This window comes from Candidatus Nanosynbacter sp. TM7-074, assembly GCF_041006295.1.
In the GTDB taxonomy this organism is placed as follows: Bacteria; Patescibacteriota; Saccharimonadia; order Saccharimonadales; family Saccharimonadaceae; genus Nanosynbacter.
Map to the genome: position 1 here is coordinate 201,271 of NZ_CP158487.1, position 22,722 is coordinate 223,992.

Here is a 22,722-nt window from a genome sequence, read left to right on the forward strand (position 1 = left end):
TGCTAATATAGGTGTATGAAACTACGGTCCACCACACCAGTTTCGGTATCACTAGTCAGCAGAGCGTCTCTGGTGGCGATGTCTGTATTGCTCGCTGGGTCGGGCGTTTTTGGCTTGGCATCGCACGTATTGGCGCGTGATTATAATGCCGAAATCCAAGCAAAGCAAAAGGAAGCAGAAAGTTATAACTCCGAGGCTTCACGCCTGGGGCAGATGGCTGACAGTCTGCAGTCAGAATTAGACAAGATTAATGGTCAGATTGCGGCTATTCAGGCGCAAATTTCTGATAGCCAGACAAAGATTAATAATCTAAATGACCAGATAAAAAAGAACGAAGCGTCTATTAAACAAAATCGGAAGGCTATGGGTCGGATTTTAGCAGACCTATATGTTGATGATCAGATTTCTCCGCTGGAGATGTTAGCCAGCTCAAAGAATATTAGTGATTATATCGATAAGCAGGAGCAGCGAAGTTCATTAAAATCTTCTCTTAACGATAAAATTAAAGAGATTAAATCTTTGCAGAAAAAGTTGGAAGAAAATAAGAAATCTGTCGAGAATACGTTACGCGATCAAGAATTACAACGCAACGCTATGGCTTCTAAGCAATCCGAGAAAGCAAAGCTTATTGCTGATACTAAGAATGATCAGAATAATTATGCCGCATTAGCACAAAAGCGCAACGCTGAAGTCGCTAAATTACGTGAAGAGCAGGCGGCGGTCAACCTAAAGGCTCTTGGTAGAAGTGGTGTATCAATCCCGGGCGGCATTCCAGGCGGTGGCGGTTATCCAGGTGCTTGGGCGAGCGCCCCATTGGATGCGTACGTTGACCCGTGGGGTCTGTACACCCGTGAGTGTGTGAGTTATGTGGCTTGGAAGATTCACAGCACTGGTCGGTATGTGCCTCACTTTGGTGGTGCAGGTGATGCTAACCAGTGGCCATCAACAGCAGCCCGTCATGGTATCTCCAACGGCTCGACGCCAAAAGCAGGTTCGGCAGCGGTGTTTATGGAGGGGGAATACGGTCATGTCATGTATGTCGAATCTGTCAATGGTGACGGCACGATTACTGTTAGCGACTATAATTTGAAGTGGGACGGCCTGTATCGATATTACACGCGTTCGGCTTCAGGATTGACTTACGTCTACTTCTAAAATCTTATATATCCATAAAACGCTCGTGCTAGGCGGGCGTTTTGTAGTATAATAAAAGAAGTATATGGTTACGGGAGAAAATAAACAGCGCCTGGGTTGGTTTTTAACGCTAATGATTGTAGCAACTATTAGTTTTGTTGCTGGGACGCGCTTTGATCAATTTTCTGCTTCAGTAGCGCCATTGTTTGGCGTTAGAACGTCGAGAGAAAAGATTGACTTATCAAGTGTTCAGGAGACGTATCGGCAGCTACTCGCAAATTATGACGGTAAACTAGACACCGAGAAGCTTATCCATGGCGCCAGTCGAGGACTAGTGGCGGCAGCTGGAGACCAACATACTGCATATATGGATCCGGATGAGGCAAAGGAGTTTCAAAAATCGCTCAGCGGTGCTATCGGTGGTGGTATCGGTGCGGAAATTGGTTCAAGGAACGGTAGGCCGACTATCATAAGACCTCTTGAGGACAGCCCAGCTCAAAAGTCTGGTATTAAGGCGGGTGAAGTTATTGTCAAAGTTAATGATGAAAACGTTTCTGACTGGGATGTTGATAAGGTTGTTAGTAAAATTCGTGGTGAAGTCGGTACCTCTGTAAAGCTAACTTTGTTAAGCAATGGCCAGACTCGTGAAGTGTCGGTTGTACGCCAAAACATAACTTCGCCTGCTGTCGAAGCAAAAATTGATGGGGAAATTGGCATATTGAAGGTGAGTCGGTTTGGTGATGATACAGCAAGCTTGGCTCGAAAATATACTTCTGAATTTATTGAAAAAGGCGTTAAGAAGGTTATTCTAGACCTGCGTAATAATCCGGGTGGTACAGTTAGTGCGGCACAAGGATTGTTGGGTCTTTGGCTAGATAAGCAAGTGGCGATGACTGAGCGGCGCGGTTCTGAAATTGTTAAGACTATTAATACAACTGGCTCGCCAATTCTGGGTAGCATGAATACCGTGGTGCTGATTAATGGCGGTAGTGCCAGTGCCAGTGAGATTGTTGCTGGGGCGCTCCGTGATTATGATAAAGCAAAGTTGGTCGGACAAAAGAGCTACGGTAAAGGTAGTGTTCAGATAGTAATAGGGCTGCCTGGCGGATCACAGATGAAAGTTACAGAGGCTCGTTGGTACACGCCAAAGGGTAGTAACATAGATAAGACAGGTATAGAGCCTGATGTGAAGGTTGATTTATCGGCGGATGACATTAATAATAATCGTGATCCACAGATGGATAGGGCAAAATTGCTATAGAGCTTGTGTTTTTATGAGATACGACATAAAATGGAGGTAGGATGAACGAGCAGAAAAAGAAGATTTTACTAGTTGAGGATGACATTGCACTATCTGCGGTATATAGGTCTCGGCTAGAAATTGAAGGTTTTGATGTTAGGGAGGCGAATAACGGTGAGGATGCACTGTCTGCAACTGTAGAATATCGCCCGGACTTAATTTTATTGGATGTGATGATGCCAAAGATTAGTGGATTTGACGTTCTGGATATCCTACGTAATACTCCAGAAACCGCCAATGTAAGGATAATTATGCTAACGGCACTTAGTCAGCCGAAGGATAAGGAACGGGCTGAGAGTTTGGGCGTTGATGACTATTTAGTGAAGTCTCAGGTTGTTATTGGTGACGTGGTAGCGCGCGTAAAGCACCATTTAGGTGTTAAATAGAAATTATTTCAGTAAAAGCAAGTCAACCTCTGTTGGGGGGTTGACTTTTTGTTAGTTTTTTGATATAAAATAAACATATATGGAAAACTTAAAACCAACACAAAACCACGAACAAGAACGACCAAAAACATTGGAAGACTATGCAGTTAAGACTTTTCCTGCTGACTTAGACGTTACGATACGTCCGTTAACTGTTATTCGTAGTGGCAAAGACGGAGGAGGTATCAGGCATGATGGAGGGTGGACTCCTGGTGATATGCTATGTCTATGTGACACTGATTCTAGGAAAGGTGTCGGTGTACCTAAATTATTTGTTGAGGTTCATAAGATAATTAAAATTAATGGAGAGTATAATCCTATAACTGGGTTTGTGGCACTAGATAGCCTTCAGTCCTTAAATGTGAATGGAGGTTTTTCGGAATCCCATATTCAGGCGCGTTACGGAAAATCTACTAAGGAAATGCTTAAAGAAGGAGTTGAGGCTGCTGGGCGGATTTGGCAACAGAGGCATCCGGATAGTGGGAGGATTGAGCCTTTAGTCGCAAAGAAGCATCCGGAAAATTCCAGTAATAGTTCGGTCGTGAAAAAGGACGATTCTGATCACGAGAGACCTTCAATTAGTGAAGTCAGCCCTAAGACAGGAAGCACTGCGGTTAAGGCTGCTGGAATTGAAAAGCCAGCGGAGACGAGTAAGGTAAGTACTGATTCACCAGTCTTGGTCATGACTAAAGAGGCCATGGAGTCGATTGGGGCGATTAAAGTCAATGACTCAGTAGGTTTGCCAGCGGTTAAGCCAGCTAAAAAGCCAGCGGAGATAGATAAGGCAGGTGCTAACCCAGCGGATTTGGTGGCAGCCGGACCAGTTAAAAAGCCGGTAGAGGCGGATAAAGCAAGCGCTGATTTAGTAGATTTGCCAGCGGTTGAGTCGGCTAAAAACCCAGTGGAGACGAATGAAGCCAATGCCGACATATTACCCGAGGGCTTTAAGGATGCGATTAATAGTTTTAAACGTAATAATAATCAGTTTGGTGGTGTGGCTAGGAGTTTAACGGGCAGCCTTAGCGAGCTTAGGGAGTTAATTAAAAGGAACCCTGCGGCGCTAAAGGACTCTAGAATTACAGAATTCGTAACAACTGCATCATCTATAATTGTTAATCTTGAAGCTTCTAGGGTTGAGATTTTGAATAGTCTCATTGATGAAGGTTTTAGTAAAGAGATGTTTGTCGATAGTGAAAAAGATCCAGCTGAGGCGACCGGCATTTTAGTGAGCAAGCTTGCGGGTTTAGGCAAAATACTGGGAGGCGTGTATGCGGGGCATTCTGATAGGGACAGTTTAGTGCAAGCGATTGATGAAATTATTGTGGATTTATCTACAGTCAGTGGAGATCGTTGGGATATTTTGGACGCTGTCAATAAGATCAAGTCTGTTTGGGGAGATGATAAAAGTTAGATGTAATTAAAATAACTCCGCGCAAACGGAGTTATTTTAAGCAAAATTTTTACCGATTAGAGAACAACAACTTGTGTTCGGCGCTCTGTTTTACCAGTAAACTTGGTTTTTTTAACCTGCTTAAAGCCAACCACACCGTCTTTTGCAGCGTGAATGGTAAAATTGCGGCTAATGTATGTACCGTCACCAGCAATCTTTGTAGCGCCAGTTTGGCGGACTAAGACCTGTCCAGCAGTAACTTTTTGGCCACCAAATCGCTTCACGCCAAGACGTTGACCAGCATTGTTGTGGATGTTCTTACTAGAGCCGCCAGCTTTAACCTTTGACATTCTTTACTCCTTATAGTTTTCTAAAAACAATCTGTTCTAGTTTATCGAAAATAAAGCCAGTTGTCAAGCGGTTTTAGTCATGTCTATGGGCTTTAATACCATAATTTCTCTGGCAACTACCTGATCTGGACGATGATATAGGAGCTTTTTACCAGTAATTGGCTGATATCCAAGTTTGCTTAGGCTTTTTATCAGGGGCAAATGTGTAAATTGTCCATGTTGATTTTGCCAGGCAGGAACGGCTATACACAGTGTCGATTCTGGGCGAATTTGATCATGTATGTTCTTCAAAAACTCACTAATAATATGATTACAATTTCCAACCACCTCTTTAAGCTTTGCGGGGCTGGGTGGGGCGGAGAAGGGTTGACCTAGGTATGTTTCGCAGACAATATGGGTAATTTGCTGTTTTTGCTCGGAGGTTAGTTTGACAGGGGTGGCATCAGCTTGAAAAACTTGCCAGGCGGTGTTTGTGGAAAAAGTTTTTTCCAGCCAGCGCATGTTTTCTGATGTATAATCGACCATTTTATCGCTGAGGTCGCTCCCGTAGGCGTTGATGCTGAGTAGAGTGGCTTCTTGGAGAACGGTTCCCGTACCACAAAACGGATCCCAAAGGTAGCTTCTAGATTGAGCGCCGGATAAATTGATCATAATTTGCGCTAGCTTAGGCGGGAGCATTCCGACAAAGGCATCACGCTTTGGGCGCTCGCGATCGCGTTGGGTGTATGAATTGATATTTTGAGTGCCACGACTTTCGGCTATCAAAAAATCTCCATTTATAGCCCTGACTATGATAATCTCAATCTTTGTTTCAGACCTGCCAAGTTTATTATTATGAGAGGTGGCTGTGGAGAGGGCGGCGGTTTTATTGGGAATTAGACGTAGGCTAACGCCAGATTTTTTTAGGGAATTTTTCAAAATAATTCCGATTTTTTGAATATTTCGGGGATCTACTTTATTGCCGTAAAAGCTAATTCCAAAAGTTATTTTTTTCTGGCTATGTGAAAGATTTTTTGCGTACTTTTCAGTGATAATTTTAGATGCCTGGAGTAGGGTGTGATGGTCGGATTTTTGTGATCTTACGCGACTTACTATGTAGCCACATTTGATTGTTCCGCCCAGGTTATCAATAGAAAAGTTATCGGAGTCGATTGTAGCAGCTTGACTAGAGATTTTTTTAACTCTTTCAGCGCCATAAACCGCCTCTAACTCGGCGATAGAGATTTCTGGTTGTCGGCCAAGGATAGCTATGAACATATCGTAATTATACCATTTATCGTGGTATAATGAAGGTTATGCTACCTAAGGTCTTGCAATTATTTAAGTCGCCGCGAACTATTATGAGCGTTTTGACGTTGGTAGTTTTAGCAATTGTCATTTTCCTGTCGCGACATGAGCTGGTAAAGGCGTGGGGACTATTTTTAAATGCAGATTTATGGCTACTATTCTTATTGCTACCATTTCAGATTATCGTGTATTTTGCTGGCGGCGAAATGATCTTCTCTTATCTTAGGGATAAGAATCTGATCCACCATATTTCCAGATTAGAACAGACAAGGATTGCGCTGGAGCTTAATTTGGTCAATCACATTTTTCCGTCAGGCGGAGTTAGTGGAATTTCGTATACGACGTGGCGAATGCACAAGCTTGGTGTGAGTTCGGCGCGTTCGACATTTGCCCAGGTGATTCGTTATGTGACAGGATTTTTATCTCTCTTGATCCTATTGGTGATTGCCGTGCTGGCTCTGGCTATTGATGGTAAAGTCAATAGATATATTGTAGCGGCGAGCTTTTTGTTAATCATAGTGGTGTTGGCGCTGACTTTTGGATTGATATTTATATTTTCATCCAAGCGGCGTATGCAGACGACGGCTGCAGGTGTCTCGAAGTTTATTAATACACTAGTAAAATATGTGACTTTCGGTAAAAAACGACGGATTATGAATGCTCAGAAGGTGGAGGATTTCTTTGTTGACATGCAAGATGATTTTCAGGATTTGGCGAATCATCCAAAGCTGCTAAAGAAGCCCATGATTTGGGGAATTGTCTATACAGCCTTTGACGTGGCAATGTTTACGGTAGCGTTTATGTCGTTGGGGGTTTTTGTTAATCCAGCAATCTTGATGGTGGGCTATGGAGTTGCAGGATTAGCGGCACTTTTTGTATTTACGCCCGGTGGTACGGGGGTTTATGAGACAATCATGATCATATTCTTAAGTATGGCAGGCACGCCACCGGACTTAGCAATTGCTGGAATTATCTTAACGAGGGCAATTTTACTAACCGGCACCATTGTCTTTGGCTATATTTTTTACCAGCACGCATTGATTAAATATGGCAAGCCAAATGACTCCCAGGTTTAGCGTTAGTAATTTTATAGCGGTCGTTAATCAGACTTTTGATGTGGCTTTTGCTGGTGCGATTGAGGTGGAGGGTGAGGTTGTCAGCTTTAAGTCGTATCCGCCAAAATATGCCTTTTTTACTCTGAAGGATGAGGATGGATCGGTTAATTGTTTTGTGGGCTTTAGTAATTTGCGAACGCCAATCGAGGATGGTATGAAAGTGGTGGTCCGGGCGGCACCAAGCCTGAGGGACGACGGTAAGTTTAATTTGCAAGTTCAGAAAGTTTTTCCGCTAGGCGAGGGTAATCTAAAACGGAGTTTCGACATTCTGAAGCAGAAATTGGCTACCGAAGGGCTATTTGACGTTGATCGTAAACGGTCATTACCGCGGTATCCACAGCGGGTGGCTGTTATTTCTAGTACAAAGGCGGCAGGTTACGCCGACTTTATGAAAATCTCTAGAGATCGTTGGGGTGGTGCGAAATTTATTGTTGCTAATGTTAATGTTCAGGGTGACGGCGCGGCAGATCAGATTATACGGGCAATTTCATATTTCAATCAAATGGCAGAACCGCCAGAGGTGATTGCTTTAATTCGTGGTGGCGGTAGTGCTGAGGATTTGGCAAGCTTTAATGACGAACAGCTGATTCGGGCGGTGGCAGGTAGTCGCGTGCCCATAATAACCGGCATTGGGCACGAGGTTGATGAGAGTCTATGTGATCTGGCGGCGGATGTGCGAGCTGCAACACCTAGTAATGTTGCTCAGCTGCTATTTCCAGATAAACATGAATTAGTCAGGCATCTACATTTTCGGTTAATTGGTGTAAAAGATGAAATTCAGAGAGCTATTGATGAGCAGATACTTAGAGCAACAATGTTGCAAAAAGACGCGCTTGAGCAGTGGTCAAGTCAGGCCAGAGATGCTATAAATGCAACATTGTCGCAACAAAAGATTATTGCTGAGTACGATCCAGAAATGGCGTTACGGCGTGGCTACGCTATGATTAGCGGTGATTTACAGGTTGGTAGTATTGTTAAGATTACAACAAAGGATATAATTATGAAAGCGAGGATTGAAAGCAGTGAACGACGAAATAACAATTGAGCAGATGATGACAGAGTTAAACGAGCGAATTGCGTGGTTTCAAGGCGATGATTTTAATTTGGATGAGGCTAAGCGGAAGTTTATCGAAGCACGAGAGCTGTCAAAGAAAATTACGTCTACGTTAGAAGATATGCGACATGATATTGAAGTGCTTGGGGAAGACTTTAGTGTAGAATAGAGTGCTTTACATCACTTAAAGCATAAGCTATACTCTAAAATATGATGAAAAGAGATAAAAAAGAGCGCGGCTCAGTTAACGGCTGGATGGTCGGTACAATCGGCTGTTTGATATTATTTTTAATTGCTGGCTCACTGGCTATTTGGGCGTATATGCAATATTCCCATGAAAAAAGTAATGTTGATAGTAAGGTAGCGATTGAGGTTGCCAAGGGTAAGAGCGAGCAGGCTGAATCAGACCAGAAGAAATTTTCAGAAGAAGCGAAGAATCCGCGGATTGAGTTTGTTGGTCCTAGCGAATATGGACGCGTATCATTTATGTATCCAAAAACTTGGAGTGTCTATATAGAAAATGACGGCAGTAACAGGGGTGATTATAAAGCATATCTTAATCCAGTAGCCGTTCCGTCAGCATCTAATAAAGCGAGTCGATTTGCCTTGAGGCTAGAGATTATAAATAAAAATCTAGATACAGTGCTTAATGACTATCAGTCTCGCCTGAAGAAGGGTGAATTGACCTCAAGTAGCACTGAGTTTAACGGAATCTCTGCTACGCGCATTGATGGTACGTTCGAGAAGGAGCTACGTGGATCTGTCGTGTTGATGAAGGTTCGTGATAAGACCATTCGCTTCTCAACTGATGCAGACACATTCAAGCCAGATTTCCAGACGATATTAGGCACTGTAAAAATTGCTGAATAGAAAAACCGGCTCAAGTTTTGCTATACTAGAAATGTATGGCAGGTAGAGAGTGGAGTGATGCTGATTTTGGAGGGTTGCCGAGCGTCTTGGTGGCGGCACATGAACTAAAAACGCCGCTGTCTTTAATACGGCAATTGACGTTAATGCTCGGCGATGATTTGACGAGTGAAGCTGATAAAAAGCAGATTCAGCAGCGTATCGTCCAGACGTCCGAACAGGCGCTGCAGTTAACAGTCGACTTAGCGAATTCGGCAAATTTGACGCCGTCATTATTTCCTCTGGAGCCAGTTAATCCGTTGGCAATATGTCAGCAAATGGCCGCGGAAACGCGATTTAATGCAGTGCTTTATGGGCGGAAAATTAGCTGGCCTCGGAGCGGGCGAAATAGTCGATTGATTTTGGCAAATCGGACGTTGCTGGGGCGGATTTTGGCAAATTTCTTAAACAATGCTTTGAAATATACTGAGGATGGCTCAGAGATAAAAGTGTCGGTTACGGCTGTTGGTGGCGCAGTGAGGTTAAGCGTTCGCGATTTTGGGCCGATGATGGGTTTGAAGGAGTATCGGCGGCTGCTTGATGAGATGGACGCACGAAAAACGGTGCGGACGCGGCCGGAAAGCAGTGGTTTGGGGATTTATGTGGCTAGTCAATTTGCCCAGGCGATGAATGGTCAAATCGGGCTAATCAGGCATCGGGACGGTTTAACATTTTATGTGGATATGCCGATTAGCCGGCAGCTGAGTTTGCTATGAAAAAGTTGCTGATTGTTGAGGATGATAAAAATTGGGCGGATATTTTATGCAGCTATGCGGCAGCGGTTGGTGCGGATACGCGGGTGGTAATTTCTGGCGGCCAGGCGATGGAAATGATTGACGATTGGCAGCCGGACGCGATTGTCCTGGACATGCTGCTGGCGGGCGAAACGGCGGTGGCGCTGCTGAATGAACTGAGGTCGCATGCGGATTTGGCGAGGTTGCCGGTCGCGGTTTGTAGTAATTCTGATATTAATCTGGAGGATTTGCGACCGTTTGGTGTGACGGCGCTGTTAGATAAGGCATCAATGCGACCAGATGAAGCGCGGGCAGTTTTTAGCGAGGTTTTGGATGGGGCAGAGTGAGCGGTTAAAAGCGATTGTACTGAGGCGGACGAATTACGCCGAGGCGGATCGGGTATTGCAACTACTGACACCGAAAGGTCGGCGCAGCGTTATCGCTAAGGGTGTGCGTCGCGAGCGGTCGAAATTGGCGGGCGGCATTGAATTATTTGCAATTTGTGACGTGGTGATTCGTTCCGGTCGCGGCGATTTGGGGCTATTGACCTCGGCGCGACTGGCGGCGTTTTATCGGCATATTTTGGAAGATTACGAGCGAATGCAATTCGCTTACTCAGCGATGAAGCTGGTATCAACGGCGAGCGAAAACATTGACGAGCCGGAATGGTATTTTGTGCTAAGTCAGGTGCTAGAGCAATTAAATAATCCAGAGGTTGACCAAAAGCTGATTGAAACGTGGTTTTATATGCAATACGCTAGCTTGCTGGGTGATGAGCTGAATTTGCGCACCGATGTGGCAGCTCAGATGTTGGCGCCCGATAAAAAATATATGTACGATAGCGCGGAAAAGGGTCTGCGGCTGGCGGAGCAGGGCGATTTGTCGGCGGACGCCATTAAGCTGCTTCGACTTATTCAAGCGAAGCCGCTGGCGAATGTGGCACAAATTGGCGGGATAACTGAGGTGATCAATGATTGCTGGCTGGCAGTGCGGCAGCACGCGGCGGTGTAAAATTACCCATAAAAATGGTATACTTTAATTAATAATTATGAATCGCCATGTTGCCAACATGGAGAAAGGTTGTGTGATGGGTCAATCAAAAATGGAAGCAATTATCAGCCTGTGTAAGCGCCGCGGCTTTATTTATCAGGGTTCGGATGTGTATGGCGGTCTTTCTGGCACGTGGGATTACGGCCCGCTGGGCGTGCAGCTGAAGCGTAATATCATAAATTTGTGGTGGCGCAGGTTTGTTGACGAGCGCGATGATATGTACGGCGTCGATGCGGCGATTTTGATGAATCAGAAGGTCTGGCAGGCGAGCGGGCATGTGGATACCTTTGTCGATCCGCTGTGCGAAGACACGGTCAATCACCGCCGTTACCGCACCGATCATATTCTCAAAGATAATGGTGTCGACGCGGACGGTATGACCATGGCGCAGATGGATGCGGCGATTGTAGAACAGGGCATCAAAAGCCCGGATGGTAATCCACTGAGCAAATCACGAACGTTTAACATGATGTTCAAAACGCACGTTGGCGCGACTGAGAGCGAGGATAGCATTTCTTACCTCCGCCCAGAAACCGCCCAGGGCATCTTCACTAATTTTAAGAACGTTGTTGATAGTTTTTATCCTAATCTGCCATTTGGTATCGCTCAACAGGGTAAGGCCTTTCGTAATGAAATTGCGCCGCGCGACTTTGTCTTTCGCTCTCGGGAATTTGAGCAGATGGAGATTGAATATTTCGTCGACCCTGAGCATTGGCAGGAGGCGTTTGACGAGCTGCTGGCGGCGACACATGATTTTTTGGCAGAACTGGGCTTGAAACCAGAGCATATCCACGAGCTGGACGTGCCAGCGGAGGATCGAGCGCACTACAGCAAAAAGACGATCGACATTGAGTACGATTATCCAATTGGCCGCGAAGAGTTGATGGGTATCGCGTATCGCACTGATTTTGACCTAATGAACATCCAGCGCGCCAGTGGCAAGAGCATGGAATACACCGTCAAGGGGACGAACACAAAATTTGTTCCGCACGTTATTGAGCCGTCGTTTGGTGTCGAGCGGGCACTGATGGCGGTGCTGTCGGGCGCGTACCGCGAGGACGAGCAAAACGGTGAAAAGCGGGTGTATTTGGCGCTGCCAGAGCATTTGGCGCCGGTCAAATTTGCCGTTTCGCCACTGCTGAAAAATAAGTCAGAATTGGTAGAAAAAGCCCGCGACGTCTACGCCGCACTTGCCAAAGCCAACCCCGGACGGGTGATGTGGGATGACAACGGCAATATCGGTAAACGCTACCGCCGCCAAGACGAAATCGGCACGCCGCACTGCGTGGTGATCGATTTCCAGACGCTGGAGGACGACACCGTCACCGTGCGCGAGCGGGATACGACGGAGCAGCGGCGGGTGAGGGTCGGAGAGCTGTAGATACTAGACATGAAAAAATAAATTAGTTTTGAGGAGCTAAAATATTGATAGAAAGTAGACCTGAGTTTGATAAAATTACATCGTTTGACGAGTTTAATAAATATTATTGGTATCGTGAAGAACTTTCACAGATTTGCAAGTCATTAGGATTAGAATATAGAGGTACAAAACAAGAACTCAATCACATTATTGAGCAGTACTTTAAGGGTAATCTGATTAAAAAATCACTAATAAAAAATGAAAAGAAGCAAGTTGAAAATATTACTTTAGATACGCCATTACTTGAATGTGAGTTTTCCTTTAACGCAAAATTTAGAGAATATTTTTCTGCTTTAACAGGTATCTCACCATTTAAATTTACTGCTGATATGGCTGCCGCTTGGAGAAAAGTAAAGAGAGAAAATGATTTGAGTTTTACCATTCAAGATATGCTAAAAGTTTATTATGGGAAATCAGATTATGCCAAGTATGATAATTCGGTTTGTCAATGGAATCAATTTTTAAAGGATTTCTGTGCAGACGAAAATAGTCGCAACTATTTAAACAAATTAAAAATAGCTTCCATTCTTTGGAAAGAAGTTAGAAATTCAAGAAATGAAAAGATTTATTCAAAGAGTCTTTTGACTGAATATGCCGGTAAAATAAAAGAGTATCACAATTAGATAATCCCCAACGTGTTAACACCCAATGAGTAGTTAATCATGGATATTGGAAAGACAGAATATACTGTAGGTGAAATGGTATCAGCTATCTGGCGTTCGGGTGTAGTATAATAACTCTCATGACAAAAATCACCAAAGGACATATCATTACGCAGAATCTAGATGGAACGGACCATCTGGATTGTTTGTATCGCATTTCGCTCAAAGCCTTGATTTATAACGATGCTGGGCAGATTTTGGTCGTCAAGGAAATTGATCGGACGTATTGGGATTTGCCGGGTGGTGGTATGGATTTTGGCGAGACGATTGAGTCGTCGCTGAAACGTGAGTTGTACGAAGAGGTTGGCTACAAGGGCGGTTTGCGTTATCAGCTTTTTGACGCGTCGGATGAGATGTATATTGAGCGGATTGATGCTAATCAAATCTGTTTTTATTGCCGTGTCTGGCCGGAGAATTTTGACTTTGCGCCAGGTGAAGAGGGTGATGAAGTAATGTTTATTAACCCTGAGGAGTTATTGCTTCAGAAAAGCGAAGTGGATGCGCCAGCTCGAGCCTATGGGGCGCATATGAAATGGCAGGAGCTGTGCAGCTTAAAGAGTTAGCCAGTAGAGTAGCATTGACTTTTATACTATAATAGTATAGAATATAAATCATGGAAAGTCTTAAAGGCGGTGTATCTTTTAAGGTTAATTTTATTAATTCTGGCGATAATCCGGGAAATTCTTCTGGCGAAAGTCAGCGCCTGATAGGAATTTATGATGGCGATTGGTCTTTGGGGGATGACGGTACTGTAAATGCGTCTATGACGTTTGCCAGGAGGGCGGGTGGTGTCCGTAGTCACAGCAATTTGATAGAGAAGGTCCGTGGAGTTGGTGAGACTGAGGCGCGAGTATCTATTTCAGAATGTCTGGATATCGAAGACGAGAGTGTGGAGTTGAGTGGTTGGCTGTTAGTTGATCCTATTATACTATGCGGCAGAATTTCTTTCTTGCATAGAGTGATGCCAACCAAGCTTTTTGTTCCTGATTCTCTTGAAAATGATCAGAAGTTGGAGGTTGTTAGAGTCGCTCTGCGTGTTGGGGCTGTAGCTTTGCATTGTTCGGGATTATCATTAGAAGAACTCAGGAAGTCTCCCGCTAAGCATTTTCCCTCGGGTGAAGTAGACGAATTGGTTTCTCGTTTTAATGGCAATGTGGATTTTGGCAGAGAATGGGGAGATATTAAGAGGGTAGTTACAGGACCGTAGCATATCTCTAAGGTTTAATGTATGAAAAAATCTAAGAATTACGGTGCCAGAGTTGAAATTGATAGTCTTATTAATGGTGAGGTTGATAATAATTCACTTTTTACTCTATTGACGGATTTAAAAATCAGGGATGGTGTTTTTGATATGCGTATATTATTGGCTAGTCGTAGTAGTAAATGTACAGGACACGAGGCGTTGGCTGAGAAGCATCTTGCTAGTCGATCCACGTCTATAGAATCACCATATGAATTCCCTTACGATAGGACTCTGAGTTGCGCAGTTGGCGAGATGAGCTTGGTATATCTTCTGCTGGGGGGTTGCTGTCGGACTTTGCTTGGAAATTCCCTTGCCAAAACTTGATTCTGCTATGGAATTTTCAGCCGAAGAATTGGAAGAAGCCTGGCCAAGATTCAAAGGCTCAATTTACATTTAATATTGTCGTTGTTATAATAACCATATGCATATTATTCTTGGTGGGACGAGCGGGCTTGGTCTGGAGATGGCCAAGCAATTGCGTAAACGTGGCGAGCGAGTATTGGTGTTAGGCAAAACTCACGACTCGCAAAAACATGGTGAAGGTTTTCCTCTGGACGTTTATTATGCAGATCAAGTGGAGGCGTCTTTTTTGCGAATTGAGCAGATTTTAAATGGTGATGATATTGAGCAATTTGTCTGGGCGGCAGGTTATGGCTGGCGCGGAAATTTTGAAGATCAGCCAGACGCTCGCTCCATGGCAGAGGTGAATTTTTCAGGGGCTTTGCCACTAGTACAGTGGGCTTGGCGTAAGATGTTGACTCAGAACCGCAAATCAGTCTTAACGGTCATTGGGTCGACTAGTAGTGTCAAGGCTCGATCTGATGAGGCTGTATATGTGGCCACCAAACATGCTCAGGCGGGGCTGGCGCGCAGTTTGGGAATGCAGGCGGATGAGCAGAAATTGCCAGTAAAAGTTGCGCTATTTCTGCCAGGCGCTATGAAAACACCGTTTTGGAATGGTCGGGATTTGCCGAATGATTATGTATTTTTCAATGACCCAGCTAAAATTGCTACACATATAATTAATGCTGTCAATTGTCAGCAGCAACCATTTTTAGAATGGGCATTACCAAAAGGTACATTGGTGTAATTGCATCAAGGTGTTATAATTCAAGTCATGATGACTGATGATGTGAATAGTGAACACTTTGGGGTAAAAGTTGTGGTTATTGGTGGCGGAACCGGGAGTTTTACACTGCTGTCGGGTTTGAAAAAGTACACGCATAGTATTACGGCGTTGGTTAATATGGTTGACGACGGCGGCTCGACTGGGCAGCTGCGCGACGAACTGGGCGTGCTGCCAGCGGGTGATGTCCGGCAGTGCTTGGTGGCGCTGAGTACTTCGCCAAAGGTGCGCGACTTGTTTAATTATCGATTTGACGAAGGCAGTATGAAGGGACATGCATTTGGCAACTTGTTCATGGCAGCCCTGGAGAAGATGACGGGGAGCTTTGCCGAGGCAGTGGAACTGGCGAGTGAAGTTTTGGGTGTTAACGGGCGAGTATATCCGATTACTCTAGATGACACAACTATGTCGATTAAGCTAAAAGACGGTACAATTGTTAACGGACAGCACGCAGCTGAGTCATTGCAAATCCCGCGCGGTGAGCGTCCGTGGCTGGAATTGAAACCGCCAGCCGGCATCAACCCAAGGGCGCGTCAGGCGATTTTAGACGCAGATTTGGTGGTGATTGCACCGGGTTTGCTGTATGGCAGTTTGGCGCCAGCGTTGTTGGTGCGCGGCGTAACTAGGGCGCTGGCGGAGACGAAGGCGAAGAAGGTCTATGTTTGTAATTTAGTGACTAAGCCAACACAGACTGATGGTTTTACGGTGGCGGATTTTGCGGATGAAATTGAGCGATTTTCAGGAGTGAATATGGACTATGTTTTATATAACGATCATCGTCCGCCAGAAGATTTGATTAAAAAATATGCTCATGATGGCGAATATTTAGTGGAGTGGGATAAGGATTTGTTGAAAAAGAAGCATTATTATGCCTCGGGCAAGCGGCTAATTGCTGACACTGTTTGGGTTAATAAAAACTCTGGCAGCGACCCATTGGAGGCTCAGCGTAGCCTCATTCGCCATGATGCCGACAGAGTGGCGCGTGAATTGATGCGGATTTATTTTGCGTAAACTGATTGACACTTGCAAATTACCATAGTATATGGTATAATGTGAAAGTTGTGTCAAGTAAAGAATGTATCCTAACGGACGAAAAAGAAATAATACCCGCAGAAGAGATGTTTGAATACTCTTGCCAAAGAGCTTTAGTTGAATATGTTGGTAGTGTAGAGGGTGAACGCGAAGATTTCGTAGAGCATGCATATAGAGTGCGAGACCTCGTGAAGAAATATACTGGTGATGATTTACCCTCAGAGGCTGTTTCATTGTCACTACTTCATGACGTAGCGGACAGGTTGTTTAATAAGAAGAGTATGAAATATAATAACGATTGGGCTAGAGTATCTGCGAAGGTATTGTATGATTTATTTGACAATGATAATACTACTAGCCATGATCAGCTTAACTATACGGGGTGTTTATTGGCTGATGTAGCCAAAATTGAACAAAGTGCGGCTCATCATCGCAGGCTGATGGCTAAAATTGCCGAAGAAGAGTCTAATGAAGATTGTCGAGAAATATACCCCTTGGTTGCCGAGCGACATATGGGCAAGGTTTCTCCTGAGCAGTGGGCGATTGCTCAGCCACTTCTGGACCTTGATCATATGAGGTTGGAGATGGATAAGATTAATATTGAGGCATTCATAATAAAATGTGCTGAAATAATGGATAACTTACAGCATCCATCATCAAAGAGAGAGTCTGCGATTCTACAAGATGTTTTGGAGGCGGAGTCGTTTTATGCTCCAATTCTTGAGGCGATGGGATATGAGGCGTTTGCTGCAGAATTGCGCAGCGTAGCTAAGATTAGACGTTTAATAGGTCAAGGCAAGGAAGATCTTGTCAAAAACGCTAAAGAAACGCAAGACAGAGTTCTCCAAGTTGGCATGGAGAAAATTGCAGACAAGATATTTGGCGTGAATGACGGTACTATCAGTTATGCTATTCTTAAAGATAAAGGTTCTGGCGAATATTCTACCCATATGGGGGAATTTGCGGCTGATACCGAATATGGCAATATGGTTGCTGGAAACTGGCGTATTAAAACTGTAGGATCGCTTGCGGATAAACTTAAGGGCGGTGACGGAATTATGGATATTGTCGGTATGATGGTGATATCTAGAGATCGTGAAACGACAACTTGTGATTTTGCGCATTTTATTGCTGATAGGTTGAAGGAGTTTAGACCAGTATGTGCTCGGAGTAAAAACAGACCTGTATATATCCAGGGAACTAAAGAATATGTTGATGCCGTGGAGCAGAATCTTCGTGAACTGGGTGTTGGTTCGGATGAGTATTTGGTAAAAATTGATACCGATGAAAAGTGCGAACAACGAGGATATTCTATCTATGAAGTATCTAAAGTAACATTTGCTGTGGATATTGACGATGTTGAGATTCCAGTTGAAATACAGTTTATCACAAAAGACGAACGGCGTCGTGCGCGTACAGAAGAAGTGTCTCATCTTGTCTATAAATATCTACAGTCTCTGGGTTTTAGCGAAGACAACCTAGGGAAAGAGACGACTCGTCAACGTGTCGAGAGAATGAAAATAGTCAGTCTTGCGAAAGAGGTCTTAGGCGCGCTACACAAGCGACGCTACGATATGATAAATAGTAAGATTACGGGTAAACTTGGTATTAATCCGAAGTCTCTGTCTAATGAAGACAAATTTATCGAGAGTCTTATTGAGCTTTGCCCTGATAAATTAACGACCTGAGCGTGATATAATCATACTAATGACAACTTACTATACTGACGGTTCTGCTTCACCAAATCCTGGTCCGGGGGGTTTTGCGGTTATTCGTGATCTCCAGCCGTGGATTTTGGGTTCGGAGGATGGCGAGACGACGAATATTCGCATGGAGGGTAAGGCGCTGATTGCGGCGCTGCAGGACGCGGACGGTGCACCGTGTGTGATTTATACTGACAGCGAGTTTTGGATCAATGTGGTGACCAAGTGGGCACCCGGCTGGCAGCAGCGTGGCTGGACAAAGAAGGGCGGTGAGATCAAAAATCTGGACATCGTCCAAGAATTATATGAGCTGTATTCAAATTCGCAGGCGGAACTGCGTTGGGTGCGCGGTCACGAGGGCGATGAAGGGAATGAGCTGGCGGATGAGTGGGCTAATCGAGCGCGTGAAGGCAAAAGATTGACGAAATAACAGCTGGCGACATCTGATAAAAATTGCTATACTAGGAAAATGGAAGAAGTGAGGGAAACGACTGATATTTTTTTGTGGGCGAATCAAACTGATGCGAAAAAGAATGATCTACAGATTGAGCTGTTTTTATTTAATAAAAATTACACGCCGTATTTCATGCCCTTGAAGGGCGACGTTGAGCAGCAGCTGCGGCCGTTATTTTTGTTTGGCTATATCAATCAAGTTAATTTGGGCGCGGGCACTGGTCTTAGTGTGCGGGATTATGAACTGAGCGAAGCGGAAGACAATGTGCTACTGCGGACGGATCTCGGTCAGGTTGGCCGAGCGGAAACCTTAATTCATTTGATTGAGCACGAGCGTGACAACATCGTAGAATTTTCGGAAACCGAGCACGAGTTCAAGCGGATGAAAGGGCTGATAGCGCGGTTCACCGATCCGAACGATCCAGAAAAAGTCTTTTACACGGTGAAGCTAATTCAGCAGGGACAGACGCTGAAAAGCGCGCTGGCGTGGGAGTTTTCTGACGGCAAGTTCGGTGCGTTTAAGGCGGAAGTCGGGTTTAAGGTGCCAGATGATAACCAGGTACTGATCATCGGTCAGGATATTTTTGCCTTTAATCCTTCGAAATTTGAGCGGATGTTTGGCTATGAGTACAAGAAGCAGGTGATTGCCGATAAGAAAGTGTCGGAAATTGAAAAGCAATATAAGCTGAGTTTTCCTGAAGGTCTGGATCTCAATGCGCTGGTCAAGGAGCGCAAAAGGACCATCAATAAATTGCAGAAATTGGAGATCGGCGAGGTTAAACAAGAGCAGGTGCTGGACTATGCTGACGAGATGCAGTTGGAGCTGATGAGTGATGATAACGGTGCGATTATCATCATGGACGGCAACGATCTGGATATGTTCGTGAACTTGATTAACGAGGATTACATTGAGAGTAAAATTACCGGCAAGCGCTACGAAATTAAATCGAAAAAACTGCTGGGCGAGCCTGAGGGCGAACCGCCGCGATGTTAAGTATGGATCAAGAATTGGCGCTGGCGATTTTGATGAGCGGTCGGTCGGCGCTGCTGACGGGTGCGGCTGGTACTGGTAAGACGCACTTGTTGAACACGTTTATTGCACAGGCGCGTGACCAGGGTAAAAAGGTGTCAGTAACGGCGACGACGGGCTTGGCGGCGACGCATTTAGGCGGCAATACCATTCATAGCTGGAGCGGCATTGGCGTCAGTGATTATTTGGCGAACAACTTTTTTGATCGGCTGTCAAAAACGCGGCGTGAGGTGATTACGAAGACTGATGTGCTGGTGATTGACGAGATTTCCATGTTGCATGATTTTCGACTGGACATGGTCGATCGGGTGCTGCGTGGTGTCAGGGAAAATGACCAGCCGTTTGGCGGTATTCAGCTAGTGATGAGCGGCGACTTTTTTCAATTACCGCCGATCAATCGTCCGGGCGAGCAGGGCGGTGGCTTCGTGGTGTATTCGGAAGCGTGGCAGGAGTTACAGCCGGCGGTGCTGTATCTGGAGCGGCAATATCGGCAAAATGACGAGCAGCTCCTCGAGATTTTGACGGCGCTGAGACATGACGATATTAGGCGGCATCACGCTGAGATGTTGCTGGCGCGAACGGAAGTTCAGGTGCCGGATGGTGACATCACCGAACTACACACCGTCAATGTTGATGTTGATGCCATCAATAGCCAGAAGCTGGCGGAGTTGGCGGGCGAGGAGCGGACGTATCAGCAGACGACGACTGGTTCAAAGGTGTACGTCGAGAGTCTGCAGCGGTCGGTGCTGGCGCCGAGTGAACTCGTGTTAAAATTGGGCGCGTTGGTCATGGCCGTGAAAAATTCGCCGCAGAAATTGTACGCCAATGGTAGCATCGGCACGGTGGTGGATTTTGAGCCGCTGACGGATTATCCGATCGTGGAGTTTCGCAGTGGTCAGCAGGTAACCATGGTGCCAGATGTCTGGGAACTACGTGACGGTGAGCGCAAGCGCGCCAGTATCTCGCAGGTGCCACTGCGGCTGGCGTGGGCTATTACTGTGCATAAAAGCCAAGGCATGACACTGGACGCGGCAAAAATTGACCTGAGAAAGGCCTTTGTTGAAGGTATGGGCTATGTGGCCCTGAGTCGTGTGCGGGATTTGGATAATTTGTATCTATATGGAATTAACCGTAAGGCGTTGGAAATTTCGCCGGATGCGCTGGCAATTGACGAGGTGTTGCAGCGAGCAAGTAGTGAAGCGGCCAACCACTATCGTCCGATGTTGGAGAAAATGAAGCGAAAGCAGTCAGCGTCGAAAAAATCTGCCAAATCCGGCAGCTGGCAGCAAAAAATTGCCAAAATGCGCGAAACCCACCCGAAAGCATACATGCCGTGGGAAAAAGCCGACGATAACATTCTCAAGCAAGACTTTATACAAGGTGCAACTATTGAGCAGCTTAGTAAAAAACTTGGACGTCACGAAGGCTCGATTAGGATACGGTTACAGAAACATTTTGGGGAAGATACCGTAGCGTAGCTTCAACTTGTATCAACACTAGACTTTTCCACAAAAATGTGGAAAAGTTTTTAGTTGACGCAAAAATGGGTAAAAAGTCATAAAAAGGGCTTGCAAGTGGGTAGTTGTGGGTAGTATAGTGGAGTCAGTGGAACGAAAGTTGATGGCAATCACCAACGAAAAACAAACATCCACTATAAAAACAACTAATCTACCACGGAGGAAGGACGACGTGCAGACAGATTACTTTGAGCGAAAGTTGGATGACAAGCGGCGCTTGACGATTCCAGCCGAACTCAGAGCAGAGTTTGCATCAGGAGTCGTACTAACTCGCGGGTTCGGCAGATATCTTCACTTATATCCACAGCAAATTTGGGATCGGGAAGTGGAGAGCGCTTTAACTGGAAGTATCCTGGACGAACGCGTGGCTGACCTAAACGTTAAATTCCGCCGTGGCAAAACCGCATCGGCGCTCGATCAAAAACAAGGACGAGTGACGATTGAGCAGCATTTGCTCGACTACGCTGGAATTGACAGAGAAGTCGTTGCTGTGCGAGCAGGGGAATATTTTCGGTTAATAGCGGCTGAAAATGCGGAATAGTAGATTAGCTAAGTACCTTAACAATTAAAACCTCTCGAGATCAACTATCTGGGTATTTGAAGATGGTGTGTGGCAATTTGCTCCACATTAAAAACGGCAACGCACATTCCTTAAAACACCTCCCAAAAAACTCCACCTCACACATAAGTCTCTTTGGAAAACATGGTTGTTACTGACAATCAATAAATTTCCACTCTAAGACAACAAAAACAAACAAAACACAAATACAAAAAAGCCAGAATTAAATATCCAGTTAGGTGATCTCGAGCGTTATTTCTGTATAATGGAATAATGATGAGTATTAAAGAACATCCACCACAGTCGGAAGAGCCTCAGACAGGCGAACCGATTCATGTTCCCGTACTTCTTGAGGTAACCTTGGACAGGTTGCAGCCAGCCAGAGGCGAGAGCTATCTTGACCTGACAGCTGGCTACGGCGGCCACGCCAGGGCTTTTTTGAGAAGGACGGATAATTACTTGGACTCAGTGTTGGTTGATCGCGATGAAAACGCGATTAAAACGCTGGGTGATTTGGCCGAGAAAGGCGCGACGTTGATTCATAAGGATTTTGTGAGCGCAGCGCAGGATTTGGTCAAGCAGGGGCGTACATTTGACGTGATTTTGGCTGATTTGGGGGTGTCGTCACCACAGCTTGACAGAGCAGAGAGAGGTTTTTCGTTTCGGTTTGATGGGCCGCTGGATATGCGGATGGACAATCGGATGGAAACTACGGCAGCGGATATCGTCAATTCGTATTCGGTTGATGAGCTGACGCGGCTGATTACTCGTTACGGTGAGGAGAACCTGGGGCGGGCCAGGCGGATTGCTCAGGCAATTGTTAGCGCCAGACCAATTCAGGGGACGACCGAGCTGGCTGATTTGATCAAGCAAACCGTTGGTCGCGGCGGGATGAAGCATCATCCGGCGACTCGTACTTTTCAGGCATTGCGCATTGAGGTCAATCGCGAGCTTCGGCTAATTGAGGAATTATTGCCACTTTTGCCACGTTTACTTAATAAGGGTGGGCGAGTAGGAATAATTAGCTTTCATAGCTTGGAGGATCGATTGATTAAGCGTTACTTTTCGGAGCAGGCGACGGCTGGATATGAAGCTGAGCTAATTGTCCGAGAGAAAAAACCAGTGTCTGGAACTGAAGATGTTCACAATCCGCGTAGTCGAAGTGCCAAGTTTCGATACGCCGTGAAAAAATAAAACAAAAAGAAGGAGGCAATATGCCAATCCACATCAAA

The 22,722-nt window shown here is 45.3% G+C and carries 26 protein-coding genes; 24 read left to right on the forward strand and 2 right to left on the reverse strand.

From position 1 onward, the window contains the following. Positions 1-15 precede the first annotated feature (15 nt). From TM074_RS01075 to TM074_RS01090, 4 genes are all read left to right on the forward strand, one after another. Positions 16-1,155 carry a CHAP domain-containing protein gene (locus TM074_RS01075; RefSeq protein ID WP_369000547.1) on the forward strand — a complete coding sequence of 380 codons (1,140 nt, stop codon included), beginning with the start codon at positions 16-18 and terminating at the stop codon, positions 1,153-1,155. A gap of 64 nt (positions 1,156-1,219) precedes the next feature. Continuing rightward, positions 1,220-2,395: a S41 family peptidase gene (locus TM074_RS01080; protein WP_369000548.1), complete on the forward strand. Its 1,176-nt coding sequence runs from the start codon at positions 1,220-1,222 to the stop codon at positions 2,393-2,395. Positions 2,396-2,436: 41 nt separating this feature from the next. Then, positions 2,437-2,820: a PleD family two-component system response regulator gene (locus TM074_RS01085; protein WP_082001324.1), complete on the forward strand. Its 384-nt coding sequence runs from the start codon at positions 2,437-2,439 to the stop codon at positions 2,818-2,820. A gap of 79 nt (positions 2,821-2,899) precedes the next feature. After that, positions 2,900-4,270: a hypothetical protein gene (locus TM074_RS01090; protein WP_369000549.1), complete on the forward strand. Its 1,371-nt coding sequence runs from the start codon at positions 2,900-2,902 to the stop codon at positions 4,268-4,270. Between the two features lie 56 nt (positions 4,271-4,326). Here TM074_RS01090 and TM074_RS01095 read toward each other — a convergent pair whose 3' ends face one another. Then, the gene (locus TM074_RS01095) at positions 4,327-4,599 is read right to left on the reverse strand and encodes a 50S ribosomal protein L27 (protein WP_369000550.1); all 273 of its coding nucleotides are present in this window, start codon (positions 4,597-4,599) and stop codon (positions 4,327-4,329) included. Between the two features lie 63 nt (positions 4,600-4,662). Then, positions 4,663-5,856, reverse strand: coding sequence for a TRM11 family methyltransferase (locus tag TM074_RS01100; protein ID WP_369000551.1), 1,194 nt, complete (start codon positions 5,854-5,856; stop codon positions 4,663-4,665). A gap of 29 nt (positions 5,857-5,885) precedes the next feature. Here TM074_RS01100 and TM074_RS01105 point away from each other — a divergent pair, with 29 nt between their 5' ends. From TM074_RS01105 to rsmH, 20 genes are all read left to right on the forward strand, one after another. After that, positions 5,886-6,962: a YbhN family protein gene (locus TM074_RS01105; protein WP_369000552.1), complete on the forward strand. Its 1,077-nt coding sequence runs from the start codon at positions 5,886-5,888 to the stop codon at positions 6,960-6,962. Then, the gene (xseA, locus tag TM074_RS01110; protein WP_369000553.1) at positions 6,934-8,046 is read left to right on the forward strand and encodes an exodeoxyribonuclease VII large subunit; all 1,113 of its coding nucleotides are present in this window, start codon (positions 6,934-6,936) and stop codon (positions 8,044-8,046) included. The genes TM074_RS01105 and xseA overlap by 29 nt, the downstream gene beginning before the upstream one ends. Next, on the forward strand, positions 8,024-8,224 hold the full coding sequence (locus tag TM074_RS01115; protein WP_369000554.1) for a hypothetical protein: 201 nt from the start codon (positions 8,024-8,026) through the stop codon (positions 8,222-8,224). The genes xseA and TM074_RS01115 overlap by 23 nt, the downstream gene beginning before the upstream one ends. 41 nt (positions 8,225-8,265) lie before the next feature. Continuing rightward, complete coding sequence (locus TM074_RS01120) at positions 8,266-8,925, forward strand: hypothetical protein (protein ID WP_369000555.1); 660 nt, start codon at positions 8,266-8,268, stop codon at positions 8,923-8,925. A 35-nt stretch (positions 8,926-8,960) separates the two neighbouring features. Next, positions 8,961-9,677, forward strand: a complete 717-nt coding sequence (locus TM074_RS01125; protein ID WP_369000556.1) for a sensor histidine kinase — start codon at positions 8,961-8,963, stop codon at positions 9,675-9,677. Beyond that, the gene (locus TM074_RS01130; protein WP_369000557.1) at positions 9,674-10,042 is read left to right on the forward strand and encodes a response regulator; all 369 of its coding nucleotides are present in this window, start codon (positions 9,674-9,676) and stop codon (positions 10,040-10,042) included. The genes TM074_RS01125 and TM074_RS01130 overlap by 4 nt, the downstream gene beginning before the upstream one ends. Next, positions 10,029-10,706, forward strand: a complete 678-nt coding sequence (gene recO, locus TM074_RS01135) for a DNA repair protein RecO (RefSeq protein WP_369000558.1) — start codon at positions 10,029-10,031, stop codon at positions 10,704-10,706. Before TM074_RS01130 ends, recO begins: the two co-directional genes overlap by 14 nt. Positions 10,707-10,743: 37 nt before the next feature. Beyond that, positions 10,744-12,126 (forward strand): glycine--tRNA ligase, encoded by a 1,383-nt coding sequence (locus tag TM074_RS01140; protein WP_369000559.1) that lies wholly within the window; start codon positions 10,744-10,746, stop codon positions 12,124-12,126. 44 nt (positions 12,127-12,170) lie between these two features. Further along, positions 12,171-12,788, forward strand: coding sequence for an SAP domain-containing protein (locus TM074_RS01145; protein ID WP_369000560.1), 618 nt, complete (start codon positions 12,171-12,173; stop codon positions 12,786-12,788). Between the two features lie 119 nt (positions 12,789-12,907). Further along, positions 12,908-13,390, forward strand: a complete 483-nt coding sequence (locus TM074_RS01150; RefSeq protein WP_369000561.1) for an NUDIX hydrolase — start codon at positions 12,908-12,910, stop codon at positions 13,388-13,390. A gap of 50 nt (positions 13,391-13,440) precedes the next feature. Then, positions 13,441-14,034: a hypothetical protein gene (locus TM074_RS01155; protein ID WP_369000562.1), complete on the forward strand. Its 594-nt coding sequence runs from the start codon at positions 13,441-13,443 to the stop codon at positions 14,032-14,034. A gap of 21 nt (positions 14,035-14,055) precedes the next feature. Then, a complete protein-coding gene (locus tag TM074_RS01160; RefSeq protein WP_369000563.1) occupies positions 14,056-14,394 on the forward strand; it encodes a hypothetical protein in 339 nt (112 codons plus the stop codon). A 97-nt stretch (positions 14,395-14,491) separates the two neighbouring features. Continuing rightward, positions 14,492-15,160, forward strand: coding sequence for an SDR family NAD(P)-dependent oxidoreductase (locus TM074_RS01165; protein WP_369000564.1), 669 nt, complete (start codon positions 14,492-14,494; stop codon positions 15,158-15,160). A gap of 27 nt (positions 15,161-15,187) precedes the next feature. Continuing rightward, a complete protein-coding gene (yvcK, locus tag TM074_RS01170; protein ID WP_369000565.1) occupies positions 15,188-16,207 on the forward strand; it encodes a uridine diphosphate-N-acetylglucosamine-binding protein YvcK in 1,020 nt (339 codons plus the stop codon). 50 nt (positions 16,208-16,257) lie between these two features. Then, complete coding sequence (locus TM074_RS01175) at positions 16,258-17,916, forward strand: hypothetical protein (RefSeq protein WP_369000566.1); 1,659 nt, start codon at positions 16,258-16,260, stop codon at positions 17,914-17,916. A gap of 19 nt (positions 17,917-17,935) precedes the next feature. After that, positions 17,936-18,361 carry a ribonuclease H gene (locus tag TM074_RS01180; protein WP_369000567.1) on the forward strand — a complete coding sequence of 142 codons (426 nt, stop codon included), beginning with the start codon at positions 17,936-17,938 and terminating at the stop codon, positions 18,359-18,361. Positions 18,362-18,400: 39 nt separating this feature from the next. Beyond that, positions 18,401-19,378: a Kiwa anti-phage protein KwaB-like domain-containing protein gene (locus TM074_RS01185; RefSeq protein ID WP_369000568.1), complete on the forward strand. Its 978-nt coding sequence runs from the start codon at positions 18,401-18,403 to the stop codon at positions 19,376-19,378. Next, the gene (locus TM074_RS01190; protein WP_369000569.1) at positions 19,372-20,892 is read left to right on the forward strand and encodes an ATP-dependent RecD-like DNA helicase; all 1,521 of its coding nucleotides are present in this window, start codon (positions 19,372-19,374) and stop codon (positions 20,890-20,892) included. The genes TM074_RS01185 and TM074_RS01190 overlap by 7 nt, the downstream gene beginning before the upstream one ends. Before the next feature lie 127 nt (positions 20,893-21,019). Beyond that, positions 21,020-21,472 (forward strand): division/cell wall cluster transcriptional repressor MraZ, encoded by a 453-nt coding sequence (locus TM074_RS01195; protein WP_369000570.1) that lies wholly within the window; start codon positions 21,020-21,022, stop codon positions 21,470-21,472. Between the two features lie 291 nt (positions 21,473-21,763). Continuing rightward, positions 21,764-22,684 carry a 16S rRNA (cytosine(1402)-N(4))-methyltransferase RsmH gene (gene rsmH, locus TM074_RS01200; RefSeq protein WP_369000571.1) on the forward strand — a complete coding sequence of 307 codons (921 nt, stop codon included), beginning with the start codon at positions 21,764-21,766 and terminating at the stop codon, positions 22,682-22,684. Positions 22,685-22,722: the final 38 nt, after the last annotated feature.

Coding starts and splice junctions, on each gene's coding strand:
- TM074_RS01075 (WP_369000547.1), top strand. CDS start 16: ATGAAACTACGGTCCACCACACCAGTTTCGGTATCACTAGTCAGCAGA.
- TM074_RS01080 (WP_369000548.1), top strand. CDS start 1,220: ATGGTTACGGGAGAAAATAAACAGCGCCTGGGTTGGTTTTTAACGCTA.
- TM074_RS01085 (WP_082001324.1), top strand. CDS start 2,437: ATGAACGAGCAGAAAAAGAAGATTTTACTAGTTGAGGATGACATTGCA.
- TM074_RS01090 (WP_369000549.1), top strand. CDS start 2,900: ATGGAAAACTTAAAACCAACACAAAACCACGAACAAGAACGACCAAAA.
- TM074_RS01095 (WP_369000550.1), bottom strand. CDS start 4,599: ATGTCAAAGGTTAAAGCTGGCGGCTCTAGTAAGAACATCCACAACAAT.
- TM074_RS01100 (WP_369000551.1), bottom strand. CDS start 5,856: ATGTTCATAGCTATCCTTGGCCGACAACCAGAAATCTCTATCGCCGAG.
- TM074_RS01105 (WP_369000552.1), top strand. CDS start 5,886: ATGAAGGTTATGCTACCTAAGGTCTTGCAATTATTTAAGTCGCCGCGA.
- xseA (WP_369000553.1), top strand. CDS start 6,934: ATGGCAAGCCAAATGACTCCCAGGTTTAGCGTTAGTAATTTTATAGCG.
- TM074_RS01120 (WP_369000555.1), top strand. CDS start 8,266: ATGATGAAAAGAGATAAAAAAGAGCGCGGCTCAGTTAACGGCTGGATG.
- TM074_RS01125 (WP_369000556.1), top strand. CDS start 8,961: ATGGCAGGTAGAGAGTGGAGTGATGCTGATTTTGGAGGGTTGCCGAGC.
- TM074_RS01130 (WP_369000557.1), top strand. CDS start 9,674: ATGAAAAAGTTGCTGATTGTTGAGGATGATAAAAATTGGGCGGATATT.
- recO (WP_369000558.1), top strand. CDS start 10,029: ATGGGGCAGAGTGAGCGGTTAAAAGCGATTGTACTGAGGCGGACGAAT.
- TM074_RS01140 (WP_369000559.1), top strand. CDS start 10,744: ATGAATCGCCATGTTGCCAACATGGAGAAAGGTTGTGTGATGGGTCAA.
- TM074_RS01150 (WP_369000561.1), top strand. CDS start 12,908: ATGACAAAAATCACCAAAGGACATATCATTACGCAGAATCTAGATGGA.
- TM074_RS01155 (WP_369000562.1), top strand. CDS start 13,441: ATGGAAAGTCTTAAAGGCGGTGTATCTTTTAAGGTTAATTTTATTAAT.
- TM074_RS01160 (WP_369000563.1), top strand. CDS start 14,056: ATGAAAAAATCTAAGAATTACGGTGCCAGAGTTGAAATTGATAGTCTT.
- TM074_RS01165 (WP_369000564.1), top strand. CDS start 14,492: ATGCATATTATTCTTGGTGGGACGAGCGGGCTTGGTCTGGAGATGGCC.
- yvcK (WP_369000565.1), top strand. CDS start 15,188: ATGATGACTGATGATGTGAATAGTGAACACTTTGGGGTAAAAGTTGTG.
- TM074_RS01180 (WP_369000567.1), top strand. CDS start 17,936: ATGACAACTTACTATACTGACGGTTCTGCTTCACCAAATCCTGGTCCG.
- TM074_RS01185 (WP_369000568.1), top strand. CDS start 18,401: ATGGAAGAAGTGAGGGAAACGACTGATATTTTTTTGTGGGCGAATCAA.
- TM074_RS01190 (WP_369000569.1), top strand. CDS start 19,372: ATGTTAAGTATGGATCAAGAATTGGCGCTGGCGATTTTGATGAGCGGT.
- rsmH (WP_369000571.1), top strand. CDS start 21,764: ATGATGAGTATTAAAGAACATCCACCACAGTCGGAAGAGCCTCAGACA.